A 19,859-nucleotide genomic window follows, 5' to 3' on the forward strand; every position below is an offset into this window, starting at 1 on the left:
CAAATTCCGCGGATTTCCCGCGCGCTTGTCCGAACTGCTGTAATCTGGCCGAATGAGAGGCGGCAGAGAAGGAGCCGGCCCGCCCTGCACCGATGCTGGAATAATTTTGCTGGTCAAACATCGCGTTTTTGAGGAAAATTTGCCCCATGAAGTGCTTTAAAGATTTGGTCGCGCCGCGTTTGACCGCGATTTCGCTGGCATTGCTGATCTCACCCGTTGTCGCGAAGGCCGATCCCGGCGTTGTCGCGCGTGAGGATCTTGTGCCCTTCGGGCAGCTGGCCTGGAGCGCACCCAATTTCCAGATACCCATCGCCTCGCCCGGTTTGCCGCTTCTGGATCTTGCGGATAATTCCCCGGAGGCCACGCTGCTGCGGCGGCTGGACAACGAAGGCCGGGCGGCCGGGTTCAAGAACGTGGTCTATGACAACCACGATCGCGGCCATTCCCTCCCAAAGGTGGGATCGTTTCCCCGCGTGCCCAAGCTGCAGTTCAGCGATGAGCTGAAAGAACTGAACCTTGACTATGGGCTTGCCGGCAAGATCATCCTGCCCGCAATCGTCATCGGCAATTCCTCGACCGCGATCACCAAGGGGCAGCGCAAGCGCAGCCAGCCGCGTCTGGCCATGACCACCCCGGCGGGTCCGGCGCGGGCGTTCCTGACTTATGTGACCAACCATCTCTATATCTATCCCGAACACCGCGACTATGATGACAAGGACCTGTTTCCGGCAAACTGGCCCTACATGGTCATCGCCGAGGGTTCGTCTCATAACGACAAACCGTTCATCAGGGCGCTGTTGATGTCGCTTGCGGCGATGAGCCCGGAAACGCAGAAGAAACTGCAGGACAAGAACCTGATCGCGCCGACCCTGCAGATGATCATGCGGCGCAGCATGAAAACGATATATACCCGCCAATCATACCTGTCCGGGCTGGCGCACCCGCCGGTGTTCTCGAAAAAGGAGCTTGCCCCGGAACGCATGGTCACGTTGGCGGCATCGCTGAAACCGGATGAGATCCCGCCGATGGTCTTCATGGAAGTGGAGGAAGAGGATTTTTCCGACATGGCCGGGCTTGCCGGTCTGTCGGAGAAGATGTTCAACACGCCATCCGCCATCGCGCGCATATGGCGCAGCACCGATTACACCAAGCGGATGGTCGTCTCGGCCGGCAAGACCGCCGACCCGAATGGCCACGCGCTGAGTTTCAACTGGGTGGTGCTGCGCGGTGACCCGGAACGGGTGCGGATTACGCCCATCGGTGAAAACGGCGCCAAGGCGGAGATCAGCATAGACTGGCACAATACCCGCAAGATCGTGCCCACGAACAAGCGGCTGTCAAACCGCGTGGATATTGGCGTGTTTGCGTGGAACGGTTTCAACGACAGCGCGCCGGCGATTATCTCGTTCACCTTTCCCGGCCATCAGGAACGTGAATACCAGCCCGGCCCCGATGGCGAAAGCATGCGGCTGACATCGGTCAACTACGATGCCAAGCGGCGAAAGTCGTTCTACGACCCGGTGCTTTATTGGTCGGCGCCCTGGACCGACATCCTGACCTATGACGACGCCTCCGGGGGTTTGGAGATCACGAGGCAATTTCCCAAGCACACGGTCGTGCTCGATGCGCCTGACAGTCTGGCGGATGGGAAAAAGGTCAGCTACACCCTGAATGACAGAGGCAGTCACAGGGTTCTGAAAATGGACATTGACCCGGTTGAGTGAACAGTGCGTTTTCGCGGCAGGCCCCGGTGCCGCTTTCTTTCCCTGTTTATCCGTTGCATTAGCGTCAGGTGTTTGGAGAATTCGGTTTGCGTCATATCGAGAAGAGAATTCCGGCAAGATCGCACGGAGCGCCGGACGGTTGCGTTGCCGGTAAGATTCCCGCCATCATCCATCAGACTTTCCTGTCGACGGCACTGCCGGACCGCACGTTCGACGCAGCGCAGAGCTGGATCGAACACAACCCCGAATGTGAATACCGGTTCTACGACGATGACGACCAGATCGCGCTCTTGTCAGAGAAGTTCGGCAGCGATGTCCTTGCGGCCTATCACAAGATGCCGCGCGGCGCACACCGGGCCGACCTTTGGCGATACTGCGCGCTTTTCGAACATGGCGGCGTCTACGCCGATATTGATACGGTTTGCCGGGCCAGACTGAAATCCGTGCTGCGGCCTGATGATGCCTTTGTGGTGCCGAACACGGGCACGGTGCCGCATGCTGTATTCAACGCCTTCATCTGCAGTAGTGCAAGACATCCCATCCTGGAAAAGGCGATCGAATACGCCACCGAAACGATCCTGAATTCCAAGAGCTTCGAGGGCTACATGATGGCCGGACCCGGCGCATTGGGCATCGCGCTGAACCTGTGTATCGGCCGGGATGGGCATGCCCCGCACGAGATTGGCGGACATCAGGCCGGGCCGGTCACCTACCGGATCATCAAGAAATGCGCCGCATCGGACGGGCAGCCGCGCCGGGTGGAATCGGACGGAAAAACCGTCATGCTGACAAAATACGAGGGCTACATGGAAGACCTCGAAAGCGCCGGCGTCACCCATTGGGCGCATGACAAATCATCAGGCGGGCCGGTGAAATCCGTTTTCACGGCATTGAAACGGCTGATCCGATAACTATCGCTGCCGGGCGTCAGCTGTATTCCTTGCCGTATTCCTCATGCTTGCTGAGATAGCGGCACTTGTTCAGGATCACGCCCAGCACATTTGTACGCGCGGCCAGTTCCTGCTCGCATTTGTCGATCTCGTCGATGGATGATTTTTCAGCCTCGGCAATCAGCAGGACACAATCGACCTGATCCAGAAACGCCAGCGTATCGTCGCCCGAAAAGACGGGTGGTGTGTCAAAAATCATGATGTCGGGCTGCAGTTTCGCCTCGAGATCGTCGATGACCTTGCCGGCATTTGCGCCTTGCAACAGCTCTGCCGGGTTGCGCACCGTGGTCTTGTTATAGGCAAAGACAAGGTTCTTGCCATAGCGGCGCATGTGCGCCTCGGCGGTGTCCTCGCCGGACAACACGCGCGAGAACTGACATTCGTCGGTCAGCTTGAGCGTTTTGGCCAGGGCAGGCCGGCGCATGTCGAGCTCGATCAAAGCCGTGAAGAAATTGGTTTGCCGGGCCAGGCTGAAAGCCAGGTTCACGCAGGTCAGCGTCTTGCCCGCCCCCTGGGACGGTGACACGATCGCGACCCGTGTCCATTTGTTGGCGCGCATCTGATGCAGCAGCTTGGTGCGCATCACGTCATAGGGTACGGAATCGTGGCTGGACCGATACGCAACGATACGGCTGCTGGCCAGCTGCTTTTCCTTGGGGTGGAAGGCCGGCACGTTCTTCCAGACCTCTTCGCGGCTGGCGACGGACATGTCCCGGGGAATGACATAGGTACCCAGTTCGGGATCCGTGGTGCCCTCGGCGCTGGCGGCGCTGACGTCACGTTGCTGGTTTTCGCGCTGCTCCTGCCTTGCCTTGCGGGCTTTGTTCAGCGCTGACTGAATCCGTTCCATCTGTACGCCTCCAACTAGTTACCAAATGACTGCCGGAACTGCTTGACCAGATCGGCAATGCCCGTCTTGTTCAGGGCTTTTTCGATCAGCAGATCCATCGGCAGATAATACGTGTGCAACAGGAACAATGTAATGGGTATGCCAAGGCCGACCACCACAAGCGCCATGAAGATGATGAACCTTCTCAGGTTCGCCTGACGCCGCGTCCGGATATAGGGTACGGCGACAAAGGGCGCGATGCCCAGCCTGTTGGTCAGGTCGACGGAGCGGCGGACGGAATTGTTCAGAAGCTCGATCAGCACAACGACGGCAAGCCCCGCCATGATGCCGGCGGCAACACCGGCTGACGCGATCTTCTTGCGATTCGGACTTGTTGGCTGAAGCGGTACGACCGCCTGCTCGATCACGGTAATGCGCTGCCCGCGTGACTGGGCCTCGATCTGGTCTCCGGTCCGGGCCGCGGCAAAGTCGGCCTGCGCCTGGTTATACTGCAGGCGGATATTGTCATAGTCTCGTTCCAGCGAGCCGAGGGTGATCGCGTTCGCGGGGGTGCGATCAATCGATTCCTCCAGCGCCTTCAGCTCTTCCTCGACGGTCTTTTTCTCCTGCAGCAGGAATTCCATCTGGCCATCCAGATCGGCAAGCTGAACCTCATAGGCGGTCATCGCCTCGCCACCCGCACCGCTGCGCAGCGCCGCGACCTGTTGCTCTGCGGCATCCACTTGCGCTTTCAGCGCTTTCACCCGGGGATTGGTTTCCGAATAAAGTACCAGTGCCGACGCCAGCTGATTGCTGAGTTCCTGCAGGCGAAGCTCCTCCGGCGACAGTGACTCGCCGGTGACAACCACCTCTCCAGTGCGCTGGTACAGGTCAACCAGACGCGTGCGGCGGTCCCGCAGGCTGGCCAGCTCCCGCTCCATCTGCAATACCCGTTCCTGCAGCGATGCCTGACGGTTTCTGCGATAGTCCAGGCTGTCGGGCAACGCGCCCTGGTTCTGGCTCTTGAAAGCCAGGATTTTCTGACCCTGTTCTGCCAGCTCCTCGTCCAGATTCTTCACCTCGTTCTTGAAGAAATCCAGGGTTTGCCCGGTGACCGCGGTTCTGAGCGTCCGGTTTTCCTGCAGGATCAGCGTGACCAGTTCGTTCGTGACCTTGGCAGAGGTTTCGCCGGTCTTGGCCAGATACGATACCAGCACAAAAGACGCGGCATCGCGCCTGCCTGGCAACGTCATCTTGATGCGTTTTCGCATATCCGCGACGATCTGATCGGCGCTGATCTTTCTGTCATCCTCGTAGAGGTCGAATTTGCGCGCGACATCCAGCAGGTTGGCGCGGGCCAGGATCCGCTGAGCAATGATTTCAAGCAGTTCGGCCACGCCGGTGCGCACGGTGGAAGAGGCCAGGTCGCCCGGGATCTGGGGCGATTCGACCAACAGTTTCGCCTTCGCCTCGTAGCCGGCAGGCAGGGTATAGGCGACGGTCACGCCAAAGGCGGACACGGCAAGCGCGACCACAAGGAAATAGTGCAGCCGCCGAAGGAACAGCGAAAGGAAAAATTTAAAATCAAGCATCATTACGCGGTCTCGTCGTTCTTTTCAGGTGCGGGCGCGCCGAAGAAGGCGCCATCTTCGAGAACCTGTTCAACAGTCAGCAATGTTACCGTTTTCTGGTTCTTCGCAAAAGCATAGACCATAGATAGGTCGCAAAGCTGATTCACAAGTCTTGGCACGCCATGCGTATTCTTGTGGACCAGCCTGCTGGCGCTTTCGGTAAACAGGTTGCGCGGTGCGCCAGCCTTTTTCAATCTGTGACCAATGTAGGCCAAAGTTGTGCTTTCATCCATAGTGTTCAAGTGGAAACTTGACGCAACCCGTTGCGCGAATTGACGAAGTTCGGGTTGTTGAACAATCGCGCGCAGTTCTGGCTGCCCGACCAGAACCAGCTGAAGCAGCTCATCCTTGTTCGCATTGATGTTGGTGAACATCCGCAGTTCTTCGAGCGATTCCTGGCTTAGGTTCTGGGCTTCGTCGAAGATCAGGATGACCCGGTTCCCGGCGGCGTATTCCGCGATCAGGTATTCCTGGAACTGGTCGAAAAGGTCGACATAGGTGGCCGTGTCGCTGGCCGGCTGGTCCAGGGACATCAGAACCCACCGCAACAGTTCTCCTCGGGAGCCATGTGCATTTGACACAAGCCCCACCTTGAAATTGTCGTCGAGATTCTTGAGGTAGTGATGCAGCAAAGTCGTTTTACCGGCGCCGACCTCACCGGTGATTAGCGTGATCGGCGATCCGGTGAGGGTACCGTATTCCAGCATGGTGAATGCGCGCTGATGCGCGGGGGACCAGAACAGAAAATCCGGATCGGGCAAAAGCGTGAATGGTCGCTCTTTCAGCTCGAAATGTTGAGTATAAATTTCAATCGTACTGTTCATGGATTTCGTGTAACTCGAATTGCGTGGACCTTCCATTAATTTAACAAGCAGTGAAGAAGCACGTTTTTTCGCCATATAAGGCTTCTTGGCGGGATGATGAACTATGGCGCACTCTTTTTGTTGGCGTTTCGGTTTGTTGGCACCCGAGGTGCGAACGCTTGAGAATGGCACCCCCTGCGGCGGGTTCGTGCCGGTTGCTTCGGGCCCCGCGTGATCTGCGGCCCCTTTTCCCGGTGCATCGGTTTTCCGGGCTGCCCGAGTTTCCGTTCCTGAGAATATGTTGGTGATATCCGGTGGCGGCGCGGAACGGACAGGCCCGGATACTCTACCGCTCATCTCTACCTCCAAACGGTTGGCGCCGCTGCCTTTCCGTTCCGGCAACGGAAAATCCCTGCGTCCTGTAGCAGCCAAATCAGCGGGCTATGTCCAAAACAAGACAGCCCGATGGTGAATTCGTGGTTTTGAAAACGGCGGCGCGCCCACGCGTAATCTGGGCAGTGATTCGGCAAACTTGGCCGATTTCCGCCACAATCCTGGTTTCAGATGGCCACAATTTCTACACAATTGGCGAAATTGCGCGGATTGGTCGCTTGGTGTGCACAATCAGCACCCGGGGGTTGTTTAATGCAATCCCAACGTGTACAATTTTTCTTAAAATCGGAATAAGCTTTAAATGTTGCGCCGCGAATGGTAGAAAATACCTAACGAAGAAAATCGACGACACGCGCGTTGATTATAATAAAAATCTAGACGGATTGAGCAGAAGTTGTGTGGCCCGTGTTTTCGGGCTGTGAGTATGAAACGTGGTAATGATTTAGGGACGCTGTGTACGATGAGCATCCAAGACAATGATTTTGAAACAAGATTTGCATTTGCTGAAAAAGTCGCACCATTAACTGACTTTGGTAATCTGCAAAAAGGCGCCTACAGACATGTGTTCAAACGTGTCTTCGATTGCGCTCTTGTTCTTCTCTCTGCACCCATCGTGGTGCCGACCGTGCTGTTCCTGGCCCTGCTGGTAGCGCGCGATGGACATAACCCGTTCTACAAACAATCCCGTATCGGCAAGAACGGCCGCATCTTCACGATGTGGAAACTTCGCACGATGGTGCATGATGCCGAAGAGCGCCTGGAAAACCACCTTGAGAATAACCAAGGCGCGCGCGAAGAGTGGGAAGAGAAACAGAAACTCACGGATGACCCCAGGATAACGCCAAGCGGACAGTTGCTGCGCAAGACATCCCTGGACGAACTTCCCCAGCTCTGGAACGTGCTGATCGGCGACATGAGCATCGTGGGACCGCGCCCGATGATGCCCGAGCAACGCGATCTCTACCCGGGTCGCGCCTATTATGCGTTGCGCCCCGGTGTTACCGGTTACTGGCAGATTTCCGACCGCAACAAATCGACATTTGCGGCGCGTGCGAAATTTGACAATCGCTACTTCGAGGACGTGAGCCTGTCTACCGACGCGTCCATCGTCCTGTCGACAGTTGGAGTTGTGCTGCGCGGCACCGGTTGCTAAATTTCACCACAATTGCTGACTATTGATAACGCTTGCGCTTGTCCGCAAGCGTTATCTATCAATTTGGTAAGGCTGCCCCGTTAGGCCGGTGGTGGCTCTGTTATGAAAATAGGACATCAACATGCGTCTGCGATTTCCCCTTGGGTCCGCTCTTTTGTTAACAGCATTCGTGGCGCTCGCCGCCTGCGAAAGCTCCGAAGAAAGAGCTGAAAGACACTTCAAAACCGGGATGGAGTTGCTGGAGGATGGGGATGTATCCCGCGCGCTGATCGAATTTCGAAATGTCTTCAAACTGAACCCTCAGCACAAAGAGGCAAGGATGGCCTTCGCCAGGGCGCATCTGGACAATGGCAACCGTGGCAAGGCTTATGTGAACTTTCTGCGAGTCGTCGAGCAATATCCCGAGAACATCGAGGCCAGAACCGAACTGGCGGAAATGGCGATCGCAGGTAGCGATTGGGACGAAGCCGAGCGCCACGTCAAGGCGGCCTTTGAATTGGCGCCCGAAGATCCGCGAATCAAGGTGGCGAACACCGCGCTGAAATACGCCCAGGCCATCAGGACAGAGGATACCGAAACCGCAGACGAATTGGCGCTCGAGGCGTTCGAGGCGCTGGAAGAGAACCCCGAGAATTTCATTGCGCGGCGTCTGGTTGTCGATTTCCTGATCCGAAACCAGCGCTATGACGAAGTGATCCCCGTGCTGGATGTTGGTCTGGAACAGCAGCCCGAGAATTACGATCTGCACTCGACCAAGGTCAGTGTTCAGGCCAATTCGGGCCGGACGGAAGAGCTTGGCGATACCCTGCGCACCATGGTCGAAACCTTCCCCGAAGACGACGCCGCGCGCCAGATGCTTATGGGTTGGTATGTCCAGCAAGGCGACAATGCCGGTGCCGAAGCATTCCTGCGCGAACTGGCAGAACGGCCGGATGCCGAAGATGACGCACATATGGCCGTCATCCAGTTTCTGCGGCTGACCTCGGGTGAAGAGGCCGCACGGGCCGAGGTGGACCGGCTGGTCGAGACCGAGGAAAACCCGCGGCGGTTCATCGCCGTGCAGGCCGAGATGGATTACCGCGATGGTAAGCAGGATGAGGCGATGGCCAAGCTCGAGAAGCTTGTCGAAGGTGTCGAAGAACCCGATGACGTGACCAACAACATCAAGGTTCTGCTGGCGCGGATGCGAAATTCGGCAGGCAACCCCGTCGGCGCGCGCGCACTTGTCGAAGAGATCATCGAAAGTGACGGTAGCCACGTCGCCGCTCTGAAGATGCGCGCGGCCTGGAATATCGAAGAGGACCTGACCGGCGACGCGATCATCGACCTGCGCACGGCCCTGGCGCAGGCGCCGCGTGATCCCGAAATCATGACACTGATGGCCGCCGCACATGAACGTGCCGGTGACCGGGAACTTGCCGGCGAGCGTTATTCACTGGCGGTTGAGCTTTCCGAACGCGCCCCGGCGGAATCGCTCAGATATGCCAACTACCTGGTCAAAATCGAACGCATCGAAGCGGCCGAGGCGGTGCTTGACGAGGCGCTGGTCGAATCGCCAAACAATATCGAATTGTTGCAGGCGATGGTGCAGTTGCAGCTTCAGAACGAGGAGTGGAACGAGGTCCAGCGGATCATCTGGAAACTGCGTGCCATCGAAACCGAAGAAGCGCAGACCATCGCGAACGGTGCTCAGGCCGAGATGTTGCTGAAGCAGGATCGTGTGGAGGAAACAATCGAGTACCTTCGGGAACTTTCCGACGCCGAAGATGGGTTGCTGGCCTTCGCCGCGCTGGTCGAGACCCAGATGCGCGCGGGGAACACCGAAGAGGCGGTGAAACTGGTCGACGATCGGCTTGCGGAAAGCCCCGAGGACGGCAACCTGCGCAATCTGCGCGCCGCGCTGCATCTGGCGAACAACGAACGCGAAGAAGCCGAGGCCATGTACGTCGCCCTGCTCAAGGATTTTCCGGGCAGTGACCGGGTGCTGCGCACGCTCTACAGCCTTTACCTGGCAAGCGGCCGCGAGGATGAAGCGCGGAAGATGGTTGATGAACAGATTGCGCTTGCCGACGAAGTTCCTGCGGCCGCAAACGCCTTTCTGCTCAAGGCAGAAATCCTCGAACGGGACCGTGATTTCGACGGAGCGATCGCGATTTACGAGGATCTCTATGAACGCAACAGCAACAACATCATCATTGCCAACAACCTGGCCAGCCTGATCGCCACGCACAAGGAATCCGAGGAAAGCCTGAACCGGGCCTATGCGGTGGCGCGCCGTCTGCGCGGCATCGAGGTGCCGGCGCTGCAGGACACCTATGGCTGGATCGAATACCGCCGCGGCAATTACGAAGAAGCTCTGGAGCATCTGGAGCCCGCGGCAGAAGGTCTGCCTGGCGATCCCCTCGTTCAGTACCATCTGGGCCTGACATACCTTGCGCTGGAGCGGAACGAAGATGCGAAGAAGCTGCTGCAGCGCGCTGTCGATATCGCCGGTGACAATCCGCTGCCGCAGATCATCAAGGCGCGCGAGACCCTCGAAGAGCTCAACGCAGCCGCCAGCGAATAAACAAATCTGCAAGACTGACGGGAAAGGGCGCTCAAGATTGGGCGCCCTTTTTTGCCGTGATTGGCGATGTGCCTATCGACGGCGGGACAAGCCTGTAGAACGTGACGCCGGTTTACCAAAGGGTCAGCGCGTTCGCTTCGGATCGTGCAGGTGGGAAGCCACAGGTCAATGATATTGATCCAAGGTCGACAGCCTGCCTCGGTAGCCACGGTTAGGGCGGCGGCCGCGACCTCATGGGCAAGAGTGGTTGGCGCCTGGGCACGGAGATGTGCCGAACTTCCGGTTGCCATGGGGTGGTGGAGACACGGGATCAGTCCACCGGCTGTGTCAGCCAAAGAAAGAGGGGCCTTGCGGCCCCTCCTGAACTCTTGGATTGTAGCGCGCTTTAGGCTTTTTTCTTGCGGCGAACCACTGCGAAGCCGCCCAGGGCGCTCAGCAGCAGAAGACCACCTGCCGGAAGCGGTACGATCGAAATCCGGACCACCATGTCATCATGGTCTGTGTCGCCACGACCATCGCCGAAGAACGCCAGCACATTCTTGCTGTTCTCTTGGTAGAAGGCGATGCTCAGGAAGTCATCGTTCTGACCAGCAGTGTTGTTCTCGATGTCACCGCGGAAGGTCAGACCATCAGCACTGTAGGTTTCGAACACCAACTCGACCCAGTCGGGCAGGTCCAGCGAAACGATGAAGTCGCCCGGAGTGCTTGTGTTGTTGTTGAGCGAACCACCCGCCTTGTTCAGCGAGATATTCTCTGCATTGGCTTCCTCGCCCAGATAAGTGATCTGGATCCTGCTCGCTACATCAAGATGCAAGCCATTGGTTCCGTCGAACGGTTCCCATGCGCCAGCAGCACTGCCGCTGAATGCCTTCACCGAATCGCCAGCGCCGATTGTCGGAACAAGTGCCGGATCGAGGCCCGCATAGCTCGGGTTATGGTTGCCGGGAAGAACCCGGTCCGTACCGCCAACAATTGAAAGTGATGCTGCGCTTACAGCTGTCGCCAAAAACAGCGAACTGATTGCAGCGCTTATTGCTAGTTTCATTGTAAACTCCCACAATATGGTTACTCGTTTCGACCTGCCCCCCAAAGCACATACTAATTGGTTCAGCTCGAAATCAGTTTCATTTTTAATACATATGGCCGCCAAAAAAAAGCCACATATCACGTTATACACCTTAAGCGTGTATTTTTTAAGAGATTTTTCAAAAAATTTGGAAAATGGGCTGGAAATTAACCATTTGCCCCCGGCGGACTTCGCCAAATTCATCGACATTTGCCGTAAATACCGCGTTCGTTTCTAAATCAGAAACAATGGTCGCGCTAACGGGCGAATCGGCAGAGGCGCCAGCGATGTCATGTGCATTCGGAAGCGACTGCCCGAACGTGGCCAAGGAACAGGGTCAAGCGATTGAAAAATATAACTTTCGAGAAATCTCAGGTCGATTGGGAGGGCAGGTCGCGTGAACCGTTGAGATGCAGGCAGATCAGCGCCCGAATCAGAACCAGCGCCATCGTCAAAGTGCCGACGCCCGCATAGACCGAAGCCGCCACCAAAATTGAAAATCCCGAGAGAAGCATCATGCCCGCCGCGACCATTCCAATGACCATGCTGCAAAAAACAAAGACAACCATTTCCAGTCAGCTCCTGACAAACGGCCCCCGAACCCAAGCTTGATTCTGTCAGCCTGCGCTTGGAGGCGTTCTATTGTTGGTCATAATTGGGGCAAAACAGTGAACGGAGCATTAAACCGGGAAAAACTGATACAATCACGATCGCGCCGCCGGAATTGTTGCGTGTCTGGCACGCGCCAGGCAAGAACGGCGGCGATTCACGCCCATCGGTCAGAAAACTCTTCCGTAACTTCGTATTACCGCCTATTTTTAAGGTTAAGCGTATTGATATTCAAAGAATCGAGAGTTCATCATGAAACGTATCATCACAAACATCCTGGCAATCTTGCTGCTTGTTCCCGTGTTTTCGGCACCGGCATCGGCACAGGACAGCTATCGGATCAAACCCGGAGATGTCGTTCGTGTTGAAGTGCTTGAAGATGCAACTCTCAATCGTGACGCCATCGTTCTGCCCGACGGGCGTATTTCGTTGCCGCTGGCAGGCTCGGTCAAGGCCGGTGGCCGCAGCATCGAACAGGTCCGCAGCGAGGTCATCTCCAGTCTGGCACCGAACTTTGCCACCGAACCAACGGTATTCGTGTCGCTGACGCAATTGGCCGCACCTGTCGCATCCGGCGGATCGGTGAGAACCAACACCATCTACATCCTGGGCGAGGTCGCCAACCCGGGCGCCCATGCGATCGAGCGTGGCACGACAATGTTGCAGGCCCTGGCGCAGGTTGGCGGCTTCTCGAGGTTCGCCGCGACCAAGCGCATTCAGCTGCGCCGCACGGATAAATCCAAGAGAGAGCGGATTTACACTGTAAACTACAAGGAAATACTGGCAGGAAAGACCAGCATCGGAACGACGGTCATGCAATCGGGCGACGTGATCATTGTTCCGCAAAGACGATTGTTCGAATAACAACCCGATCTTGAGGGGGCAGTATTGGCAAAACAACAGATCGTTCGCGCAGCAGCAGCGGGTGGGATGACGCTTATCATCCTTCCGGCGCTTGCGCAGGAGGAGGGCGGCCTTTCGTTGACACTTGGTGTCGAGCAGCGGTTCGAAGCAGGCGACAACCTGGGACTGGAGAGGCCCGAGGAAGGCAACTCGGCCCTGTCCACGACATCGCTGACCTTTGGCCTCGACACCGCAACAAGCAACCAGTCCTTGTCGGCAACGGCGGGCTTCAGCCTGCGTGCCGGCGAGGTGCCGTCATCCAGTGATACCGAAACCGGCTTTGTCGAGCCTCAATTCACCTTCAACTACATGCGCGAGGGATACGATTCAGTATTCAACGTCGACGGCAGCTACCGCGAAAGCGATATTGCCTTTACCTCTGCGCTGAGCGATTTCACCGATGAAACCGGTGTCATCGTCCTGCCGGAGGATTTTCAGAACCTCGACGGATCCGGAACACGCCGCAACTACAGCCTGCGTACGAGCCTGGAAACCGGCCGGAATGCCCCGCTGGGCTTTGTCTTTGACGCCAATGTCAGGGGCATCAGCTATGACCAGCAATCGGCGAACCTGGACGACAATTTCCGCTATGGGGCCGGGGTGCGGGCTAATCTGCGGTTCACCGAAGTCACCACCGGCTTCGCAGCCTACAATTTCGATCACTTCGAATCCGACGACGCCCAGAATACCGAGCGTGATACCAATGCGATCGAAGTCGGCGTCGCGCAGGAACTGTCGGAGCGGGCCAGCTTCGAGGCGGCAATCGGCTTTACCGATGTCGAGGAAGAGCTGAACGGTTTCTCCATGTCCACCTCCGGGCTGACCGGGCGTTTTTCATTCAACTATCTCATGCCTGACGGCGCGATAACCTCGTCCTATTCCACGACCGTGGATCAGGACGGGTCGCGCCATACCATCAATGTCGGGCGCTCGTTCGAGTTGCCGCGCGGGATGTTCGCAATTGATGTCGGCGCGACCAAGGAAGAAAGCGCCGACGCCGACCTAATCGGCAGCGTCAGATATACCCAGCAGCTTCCGACCGGCAGTTTCAGCGTGGGGCTGAACCGGGGCGTTTCGACCAACAGCGACGACAACGAACGGATCACGACCACTGCGGACCTGGGGTATGACCACGAGATCAACAACCTTTCCAGCATCGGGTTTGATCTGTCCTTCGGCCTGTCCGAGGCATCCGGCGGTAACGCCAACGATGACACCCGCAGAACCGATGTGTCGGCCAGCTATCGCCGCCAGGTCACCAGTGACTGGAGCATGACGACCGGCGTGGCCTACCGGGTCCGCGATGAGGACATCGGCGGAAAATCCGACTCCACCTCGATCTTCCTGACGCTGAACCGCGATTTCAATCTTCTGCGCTGATATGCGATGGCGCTGCCGACGGGGGCCGGAACAGGGCCGCCAAACCGGGGCTCGATGATGCAAAGGGACGCCAAGGCAAGCATCTGGTCCCCCGCGATCCTGTTCTTTGTGCTGAGCGCGACCTTGATCGAGGTCGTGCTGCAGCTGGCGGATGCGGGGCTTTTGGGGTCAACGCGCCTTCGGATCGTGATTTACCAGAACACGGCATTCTGGCCCGGGCTGCTGTCGGGCTGGATACCGAACTATGCGGTACAGCCCTACGCGATGTTCCTGACCTATGCGTTTGTGCATGGCGGCCTGACGCACCTGATCCTCAACATGGTGACGCTGGTATCCCTTGGCGTGGCCGTGATCCGGGACGCCGGGCAGATCGGGTTTCTGCTGGTCTACCTGGTGTCTACCCTTGCCGGTGCGCTGGTTTTCGCGATCACCGCAACGTCATTCCAGCCCATGGTCGGCGCATCGGGCGCGCTGTTTGGTCTGGCCGGCGCGCTGGTCTGGTGGAACATCCGCTTTACCTTCCGCCAGGATACGACAATTGCCGTCAAGGCCGCCTCGGTCCTGTGGCCCGCGACGATCCTGACCCTGCTGAATGTCCTGATGTATTACGGGTTCGACAAGAACGTCGCATGGCAAACCCATCTGGGCGGTTTCGTCGGCGGTGTTGCCGTGGCCCTCTTCTTTCGCGATCCCGAGGATGGCGAATTCAGCGATTAGCGGGCCGTGAGTAGAAAGCCCGCGGCGCTATTCTGAGGCGACCTGCGCGGCGGTCATCACCGCATCGCGGCTGACATCCTCAACCACCTCCTCGTGCCCGACACCCAATGCCACGCGCAGTGCGATATAGGCATTGGCAAGCGTCCGCATATTGGCCGCCAGCGTCGCGCGCGCACTCGACACCGAACGCTCCCGGTCGATCAGATCCAGAACCGTGGTTTCCCCGCTCTCGATCAGCAATCGCCGGGTCAGATCCAGCGACCGCTGGTTCAGGTCAACCACCCGGCGCGATGCCCGCACCGCCTGATGCGCGGCGCGCAGATCCGCCAGCGCGGTTTCCACCTGCTCGACGGCGACCAGCACGGTCCGCCGCCAGGTCAGGTACGCCTGTTGCGCGCGGGCTTCGGCCGCGTCGACCGAGGCCGCAAGCGAGGGCTGCGAAAAGACCGGCACAGACAGGCCCGCAACGATGCTTTCATTCCATGACCCGCGGTTCAGCGGTGCGGTGATCAGCCCGCTGAGGCTGAGGCTGGGATAGCGCGATGCCTCGGCCACCCCCACATCCGACACCGCGGAGGCATAGTTGCGCTCGGCAATCCGGATGTCCGGCCTGGCGCGCAACAGATCGGCCGGCACGCCCATTTCCGCAACACCCTGCGGCATGGGTTGGCTGCCGCGATAGCCCAGATCAACGCCCAGTTCGCCCACCGGAACGCCCAGCAGGGTCGAAATTCTGTTGCGTTGCTGAATGATATCCGCGGTGATCCCGGGAATTTCGGCCCGGGTCTCGGACACCAGCGCCTCGGCCCGCAACACGTCCAGTTTGGTCGCCGCGCCCACATCAAGCTGCTTGTTCAGGTCGCGCAGCGTTCGCCGGCGCGATCTGAGGTCCTGCTGCCGGGTTTCAAGGTTACGCTGCAGGAACCGCATATCCACATAGGCCGTTCCGAGGTTGGACAGCAGCAGCCTGCGCGCCTCTCCGACGCCAATCTCGGCGGCCTCAAGCCGCTGCGACGCGGCACGGCTTGCCCATTGCGTCCGGCCGCCAAGACCGAACGAACCGGTCACGCTCACCTCGGCCGACTCGCTGGCATTGCTGTTGCCCGTGGCTTCGACCTGGCCGTTCCCCGACAGGGCCACACTGTCCCGGCGCAGATTGGCCTCGGCCTCGCGCACGCGTTCGCGCGCCTCGGCGACATCCAGGTTGCCCTCCATACCCTGGCGGATCAGCGTATTAAGCACCGGGTCATTGAAATCGGTCCACCAGTTTAGGTCACGTGTACTGGCTTTCGTTACCGGTGCCACCAGTGAATAGCGGTCCGGCAATTCAATCTCGGGCGACTTGTACAACGGGCCAACATTACAGCCCGACAGGAACAACCCTGCCCCGATTGTTAGGACAATGCGCATTTGAACTGCTCTTTTTCTGCCTCGTTTGGCCCTTTTTCGCGGGCCTTGGCTGAAAACTAGCAAAATTAACGGTTTGTCGCCACATTCGAACGGGAAAACGCGGAATTCGAAAAATCTGTTGCCCAGTTGCGTCAGGTGCGGTCTATGCCCGTGACGTGCCTTTAGCCGGGAAAATGTGTTGTCACCGGATCCAGAAGCAACGCCAACGGCGTGCGATCCCCCGTCGACAGAACCACCTCGACCGGTGAGCCATTCACCAGGGAAAACCCGTCTGACTGCAGCGACTCGCGCGTCGTCGGCACGATCTCGACCACGACGCCCCCACCGTTCATGGCAATCCTGGTCACGGTCGCGGGTACCTCCATTGGCGGCCCCCCGTGCGCGTATCGAAGCGTCAACAGTGCCGGCTGCCCCCCGAACACGCGGTCCGCAAACGCCGCATCGAGCCGCGCCGTAACATGCAGCGGTTCGTCGGGCCGATTGCTGTTCGGGTCTTCGTCGGTCTGCATGACCAGCGTTCCTGCCGCCGGAAACGTTCCCGGAACAAGCGTCCGGGTCGCCCAGAACCCGACGAAGACAGAAAAACCCAGCAGGGCCAGAATGCCCGCCGTCAGCGGCGTTGCGGCCCCCCAGCGCGGATCGTCATTTTGCGGTGTCCCAGCCTTCATGACCCGGCCCTATTCGTGACGAGTTTTCGGATGCGACGGATATTCGGATAGGTCTTCTCAAGCATTTCGTCCCGCGGTCCGATGCCCGAGAGGACGCCGTTTTCGATCACCATCAACAGATCACATTGGGCGATCGCCTGCGGGCGGTGGGTCATGATGATGACCGATTTACCAAGCGTCCTGAGTTGCCCCACGGTGCGGTTCAGCGCCTCGGACCCTTCGGTATCCAGCATCGAATTCGGCTCGTCCAGAACCAGCAGGACCGGGTCGCCATAAAGCGCGCGAGCCAGCGCGATGCGCTGCCGCTGACCCCCGGACAGGGCGCAGTCATCGCCGTCCAGGTAAGTGTCATACCCCTTGGGCAGGCCCATGATCATCTTGTGGGCATTGGCCAGTTTGGCGGCCTCGATCACCTGGCGGGAATCGCCTTGGGGCGCCATGCGGCGGATGTTTTCGGCCACCGTGCCGGCGAACAGCGAGACCGTCTGCGGCAGGTATCCGATGTACCGGCCCAGATCGTCGGCGTGGTACTGATCCAGCGTCGCCCCGTCCAGACGTACCTGACCGGAGGCCAGCGGCCAGAACCCCGTCAGCACACGCGCCAGCGATGATTTTCCCGACCCGCTTGGCCCGATCACGCCCAGCGCCTGACCCGGTTCGATAGAAAAGGAAAGATCGCGCAGCACCGGGGTTTTCGCGCCGGGGGGCAGAATGTCAGCACCCTCTACGGACAGGCGCGCCCGCGGGCGCGGCAACCGGGTCTCGGGGCCATGGTCGGGCATGTCGGAAAGCAGCTGAACAAGTGACCGCCGACCGGCGCGCGCGCGTTGCAGCACCGGCCAGTTGCCCATTGCCTGCTCGATCGGGGCCAGCGCCCGGCCCAGCAGGATGGAACACGCGATCATCGCGCCGGGCGTCAACTCTCCGCGGATCACGAAATAGGCGCCCAGACCCAGGATCGCCGATTGCAGAAACAGCCGAAACGACTTGGTGACCGACGTGAAGATGCCCGAACGGTCATTTGCGCTGACATTCTGACTTTGGGCGTCATTGCGCAGCAGCTTGTAGCGGCTGGTCATGCTGCCGCGCATACCCTGTGTCAGGACGGTTTCGCTGGCGGCCTGGGTCTGATCGGCAAAGGTGTGGGCCTGTTGGGTGGCAATCTGCGCCAGACGTACGCGATGCGCGGTCACGATCTGGTTGACCAACGTCAGGATCACGATCATCACGCCGCCGGTCACGGCCAGCCAGCCCAGCAGCGGATGAAACAGGAAAATCGCCGCAACAAAGAGCGGGGTCCAGGGCATGTCCATCACCGCAATAAGCACCGGTGACAGGAACAGGGTCTGAAGCGATTCCAGATCGCGCAGCGCCCGGCTATTGGCCTGTCTTGCCCGCGGATCTGCCGACCGGCGCATCACGATGTCGAATAACCGCCCGTCCAGATGGGTCTGGAATCGCGCCCCGATCCGGGCCATCAGGCGGCCACGCGCATAATCCAGCACGGCCATCAAGAGATAGAGCGCCGATACCAGCACGGTCAGCGCCACCAGCATATCCACCGATTGCGAGGCCAGCACCTGATCGTAGACCGCCAGCATATACAGCGGACCGGTCAGCATCAGCAGGTTTACAAAGACGGAAAAGACAAAAGCCCAGGCAAAAAGGCTGCGCCCCCGCCGCCAGGCGACGCGGAACTCGGTCATGCCGCTATCGTTTCGGCCCGTCATCGCGAAATCGTACCTTTCAAAACACCCTTACCTCATGGCGTCACCCGACACCCAACTGGCCAATCAATGCACTTCCAGCATAGTCTGGTCCGCGGAAAGTGATAAATCAACTTATGTTCGGCCAACCGAAAACCTTCATGTCCACTGCCCTTTTCAGGTGCTACCGGTGATCCGCATGAGCCGGATCGCCGATTACCTGAGCAGTCTGAGGCGCAAGAGGTCGGGTTTCGACACGCCGCCTGCGCCGGAACGGGATTTTGTCGCGATTGGCGATGTTCACGGTTGCGACGGCCTTTTGGCGCAACTTCTGGATCGGGTAGAGCACGAGGCGCCGGGGCTTCCCGTCATCTTTGTCGGCGATTACGTGGATCGCGGGCCAGACAGCGCCGGGGTGCTGGCGCGGATCATGGAACTCACCCGCTCGGGCGCGGTGGGCCTCAGGGGAAATCACGAGGCGATGATGCTTGACTTCGTCGACATGCCCGCGCGGGCAGGTCCGCAATGGCTGACGAATGGCGGTGTGCAGACGCTGGAGAGCTTCGGCGTGCCCGCGCCGGCCGATCCGTGGGATGATAATGCTCTGACCGATGCCCGCGACGCGCTGATCGACCGGGCCGGCCCTGCGCTCATCGCGTGGCTCAGGGAACGTCCGCTGATCTGGCAGAGCGGCAACGTGGCCGTCACCCACGCCGGCGGCGATCCCTCCAGCCCCCTCGAGCCGCGGCGCGGCCATGGGCTGTTATGGGGGCATCCGGATTTCTGGCGCAAACGCCGAAAGGACGGGCTGTGGATGGTGCATGGCCACTATATCGTGGCCGCACCGGGGATGCGCGACGGCCGCATTTCCATCGACACCGGGGCCTTCCACACCCATCGCCTGACCGCCGCGATCGTGACCCGCGGGGATGTCCGCTTTGTCAGCACATAGCCGCACCGCCGCATCCCGCCACGCGATGAAAAAGGCGCCGCCAAGAGGCGACCCCAAAACCTGCGCTGAGCCGAAAGATCAGATGCTGTCTTCTATCCAGCCCTGCAGGGCGGCCTTGGGGGCTGCCCCGGTCTTGTTCGAAACAACCTCGCCGTTCTTGAAAAGGAACAGCGCCGGGATGCCGCGAACACCCAGTTGCGACGGCGCATTGGGGTTTTCGTCGACATTGACTTTGACGACCTTCACCTTTCCGTCCATCTCGTTCGAAATCTCTTCGAGCGCGGGTCCGATCTGTTTACAGGGCCCACACCATTCGGCCCAGAAATCCACCACAACGGGGATGTCCGAATTCTTGACTTCGGCGTCGAAAGTATCGTCGGTAACGGCAACAGTGGCCAT

The 19,859-nt window shown here is 59.0% G+C and carries 17 protein-coding genes; 8 read left to right on the plus strand and 9 right to left on the minus strand.

The window, feature by feature from the left end; all coding sequences use genetic code 11:
• Positions 1–146: 146 nt before the first annotated feature.
• Together AAFO92_RS20770 and AAFO92_RS20775 are read left to right on the plus strand one after the other, a co-directional pair.
• Positions 147–1,724 carry a hypothetical protein gene (locus AAFO92_RS20770; protein ID WP_347538534.1) on the plus strand — a complete coding sequence of 526 codons (1,578 nt, stop codon included), beginning with the start codon at positions 147–149 and terminating at the stop codon, positions 1,722–1,724.
• Positions 1,725–1,810: 86 nt separating this feature from the next.
• Positions 1,811–2,635: a glycosyltransferase gene (locus AAFO92_RS20775; protein ID WP_347538536.1), complete on the plus strand. Its 825-nt coding sequence runs from the start codon at positions 1,811–1,813 to the stop codon at positions 2,633–2,635.
• A gap of 16 nt (positions 2,636–2,651) precedes the next feature.
• Here the strand turns inward: AAFO92_RS20775 and AAFO92_RS20780 are convergent, their stop codons facing one another.
• The 3 genes from AAFO92_RS20780 to AAFO92_RS20790 are packed head-to-tail and all read right to left on the minus strand — an operon-like array spanning position 2,652 to position 6,294.
• Positions 2,652–3,524 carry a CpsD/CapB family tyrosine-protein kinase gene (locus AAFO92_RS20780; protein ID WP_347538538.1) on the minus strand — a complete coding sequence of 291 codons (873 nt, stop codon included), beginning with the start codon at positions 3,522–3,524 and terminating at the stop codon, positions 2,652–2,654.
• Positions 3,525–3,538: 14 nt separating this feature from the next.
• On the minus strand, positions 3,539–5,098 hold the full coding sequence (locus AAFO92_RS20785; protein WP_347538540.1) for a lipopolysaccharide biosynthesis protein: 1,560 nt from the start codon (positions 5,096–5,098) through the stop codon (positions 3,539–3,541).
• Positions 5,098–6,294, minus strand: a complete 1,197-nt coding sequence (locus tag AAFO92_RS20790) for an AAA family ATPase (protein WP_347538542.1) — start codon at positions 6,292–6,294, stop codon at positions 5,098–5,100. The genes AAFO92_RS20785 and AAFO92_RS20790 overlap by 1 nt, the downstream gene beginning before the upstream one ends.
• A gap of 496 nt (positions 6,295–6,790) precedes the next feature.
• On the opposite strand from AAFO92_RS20790, the gene AAFO92_RS20795 reads away from it, so the two are divergent.
• On the plus strand, positions 6,791–7,483 hold the full coding sequence (locus tag AAFO92_RS20795) for a sugar transferase (RefSeq protein ID WP_347538544.1): 693 nt from the start codon (positions 6,791–6,793) through the stop codon (positions 7,481–7,483).
• Between the two features lie 319 nt (positions 7,484–7,802).
• Positions 7,803–10,049, plus strand: a complete 2,247-nt coding sequence (locus AAFO92_RS20800; RefSeq protein ID WP_347538546.1) for a tetratricopeptide repeat protein — start codon at positions 7,803–7,805, stop codon at positions 10,047–10,049.
• A gap of 385 nt (positions 10,050–10,434) precedes the next feature.
• On the opposite strand, the gene AAFO92_RS20805 is transcribed toward AAFO92_RS20800, so the two are convergent.
• Positions 10,435–11,319: a VPLPA-CTERM sorting domain-containing protein gene (locus tag AAFO92_RS20805; protein WP_347538547.1), complete on the minus strand. Its 885-nt coding sequence runs from the start codon at positions 11,317–11,319 to the stop codon at positions 10,435–10,437.
• Between the two features lie 167 nt (positions 11,320–11,486).
• Positions 11,487–11,684, minus strand: a complete 198-nt coding sequence (locus AAFO92_RS20810; RefSeq protein ID WP_347538549.1) for a hypothetical protein — start codon at positions 11,682–11,684, stop codon at positions 11,487–11,489.
• 292 nt (positions 11,685–11,976) lie between these two features.
• On the opposite strand from AAFO92_RS20810, the gene AAFO92_RS20815 reads away from it, so the two are divergent.
• From AAFO92_RS20815 to AAFO92_RS20825, 3 genes are all read left to right on the plus strand, one after another.
• Complete coding sequence (locus AAFO92_RS20815; RefSeq protein ID WP_347538551.1) at positions 11,977–12,588, plus strand: polysaccharide biosynthesis/export family protein; 612 nt, start codon at positions 11,977–11,979, stop codon at positions 12,586–12,588.
• 66 nt (positions 12,589–12,654) lie between these two features.
• Positions 12,655–14,007 (plus strand): hypothetical protein, encoded by a 1,353-nt coding sequence (locus AAFO92_RS20820; RefSeq protein ID WP_347538553.1) that lies wholly within the window; start codon positions 12,655–12,657, stop codon positions 14,005–14,007.
• Positions 14,008–14,061: 54 nt separating this feature from the next.
• Positions 14,062–14,724, plus strand: coding sequence for a rhomboid family intramembrane serine protease (locus tag AAFO92_RS20825; RefSeq protein WP_347538555.1), 663 nt, complete (start codon positions 14,062–14,064; stop codon positions 14,722–14,724).
• A gap of 27 nt (positions 14,725–14,751) precedes the next feature.
• Here the strand turns inward: AAFO92_RS20825 and AAFO92_RS20830 are convergent, their stop codons facing one another.
• From AAFO92_RS20830 to AAFO92_RS20840, 3 genes are all read right to left on the minus strand, one after another.
• Positions 14,752–16,134, minus strand: a complete 1,383-nt coding sequence (locus AAFO92_RS20830; protein WP_347538557.1) for an efflux transporter outer membrane subunit — start codon at positions 16,132–16,134, stop codon at positions 14,752–14,754.
• A gap of 161 nt (positions 16,135–16,295) precedes the next feature.
• Complete coding sequence (locus tag AAFO92_RS20835) at positions 16,296–16,802, minus strand: hypothetical protein (RefSeq protein ID WP_347538559.1); 507 nt, start codon at positions 16,800–16,802, stop codon at positions 16,296–16,298.
• The gene (locus tag AAFO92_RS20840; RefSeq protein WP_347538561.1) at positions 16,799–18,532 is read right to left on the minus strand and encodes a type I secretion system permease/ATPase; all 1,734 of its coding nucleotides are present in this window, start codon (positions 18,530–18,532) and stop codon (positions 16,799–16,801) included. The genes AAFO92_RS20835 and AAFO92_RS20840 overlap by 4 nt, the downstream gene beginning before the upstream one ends.
• A 175-nt stretch (positions 18,533–18,707) precedes the next feature.
• On the opposite strand from AAFO92_RS20840, the gene AAFO92_RS20845 reads away from it, so the two are divergent.
• The gene (locus tag AAFO92_RS20845) at positions 18,708–19,460 is read left to right on the plus strand and encodes a metallophosphoesterase (protein ID WP_347538563.1); all 753 of its coding nucleotides are present in this window, start codon (positions 18,708–18,710) and stop codon (positions 19,458–19,460) included.
• A 78-nt stretch (positions 19,461–19,538) separates the two neighbouring features.
• Here AAFO92_RS20845 and trxA read toward each other — a convergent pair whose 3' ends face one another.
• The gene (trxA, locus tag AAFO92_RS20850) at positions 19,539–19,859 is read right to left on the minus strand and encodes a thioredoxin (protein WP_347538565.1); all 321 of its coding nucleotides are present in this window, start codon (positions 19,857–19,859) and stop codon (positions 19,539–19,541) included.

The organism is Roseovarius sp. CAU 1744, from assembly GCF_039839345.1.
Taxonomy (GTDB): domain Bacteria; phylum Pseudomonadota; class Alphaproteobacteria; order Rhodobacterales; family Rhodobacteraceae; genus Roseovarius.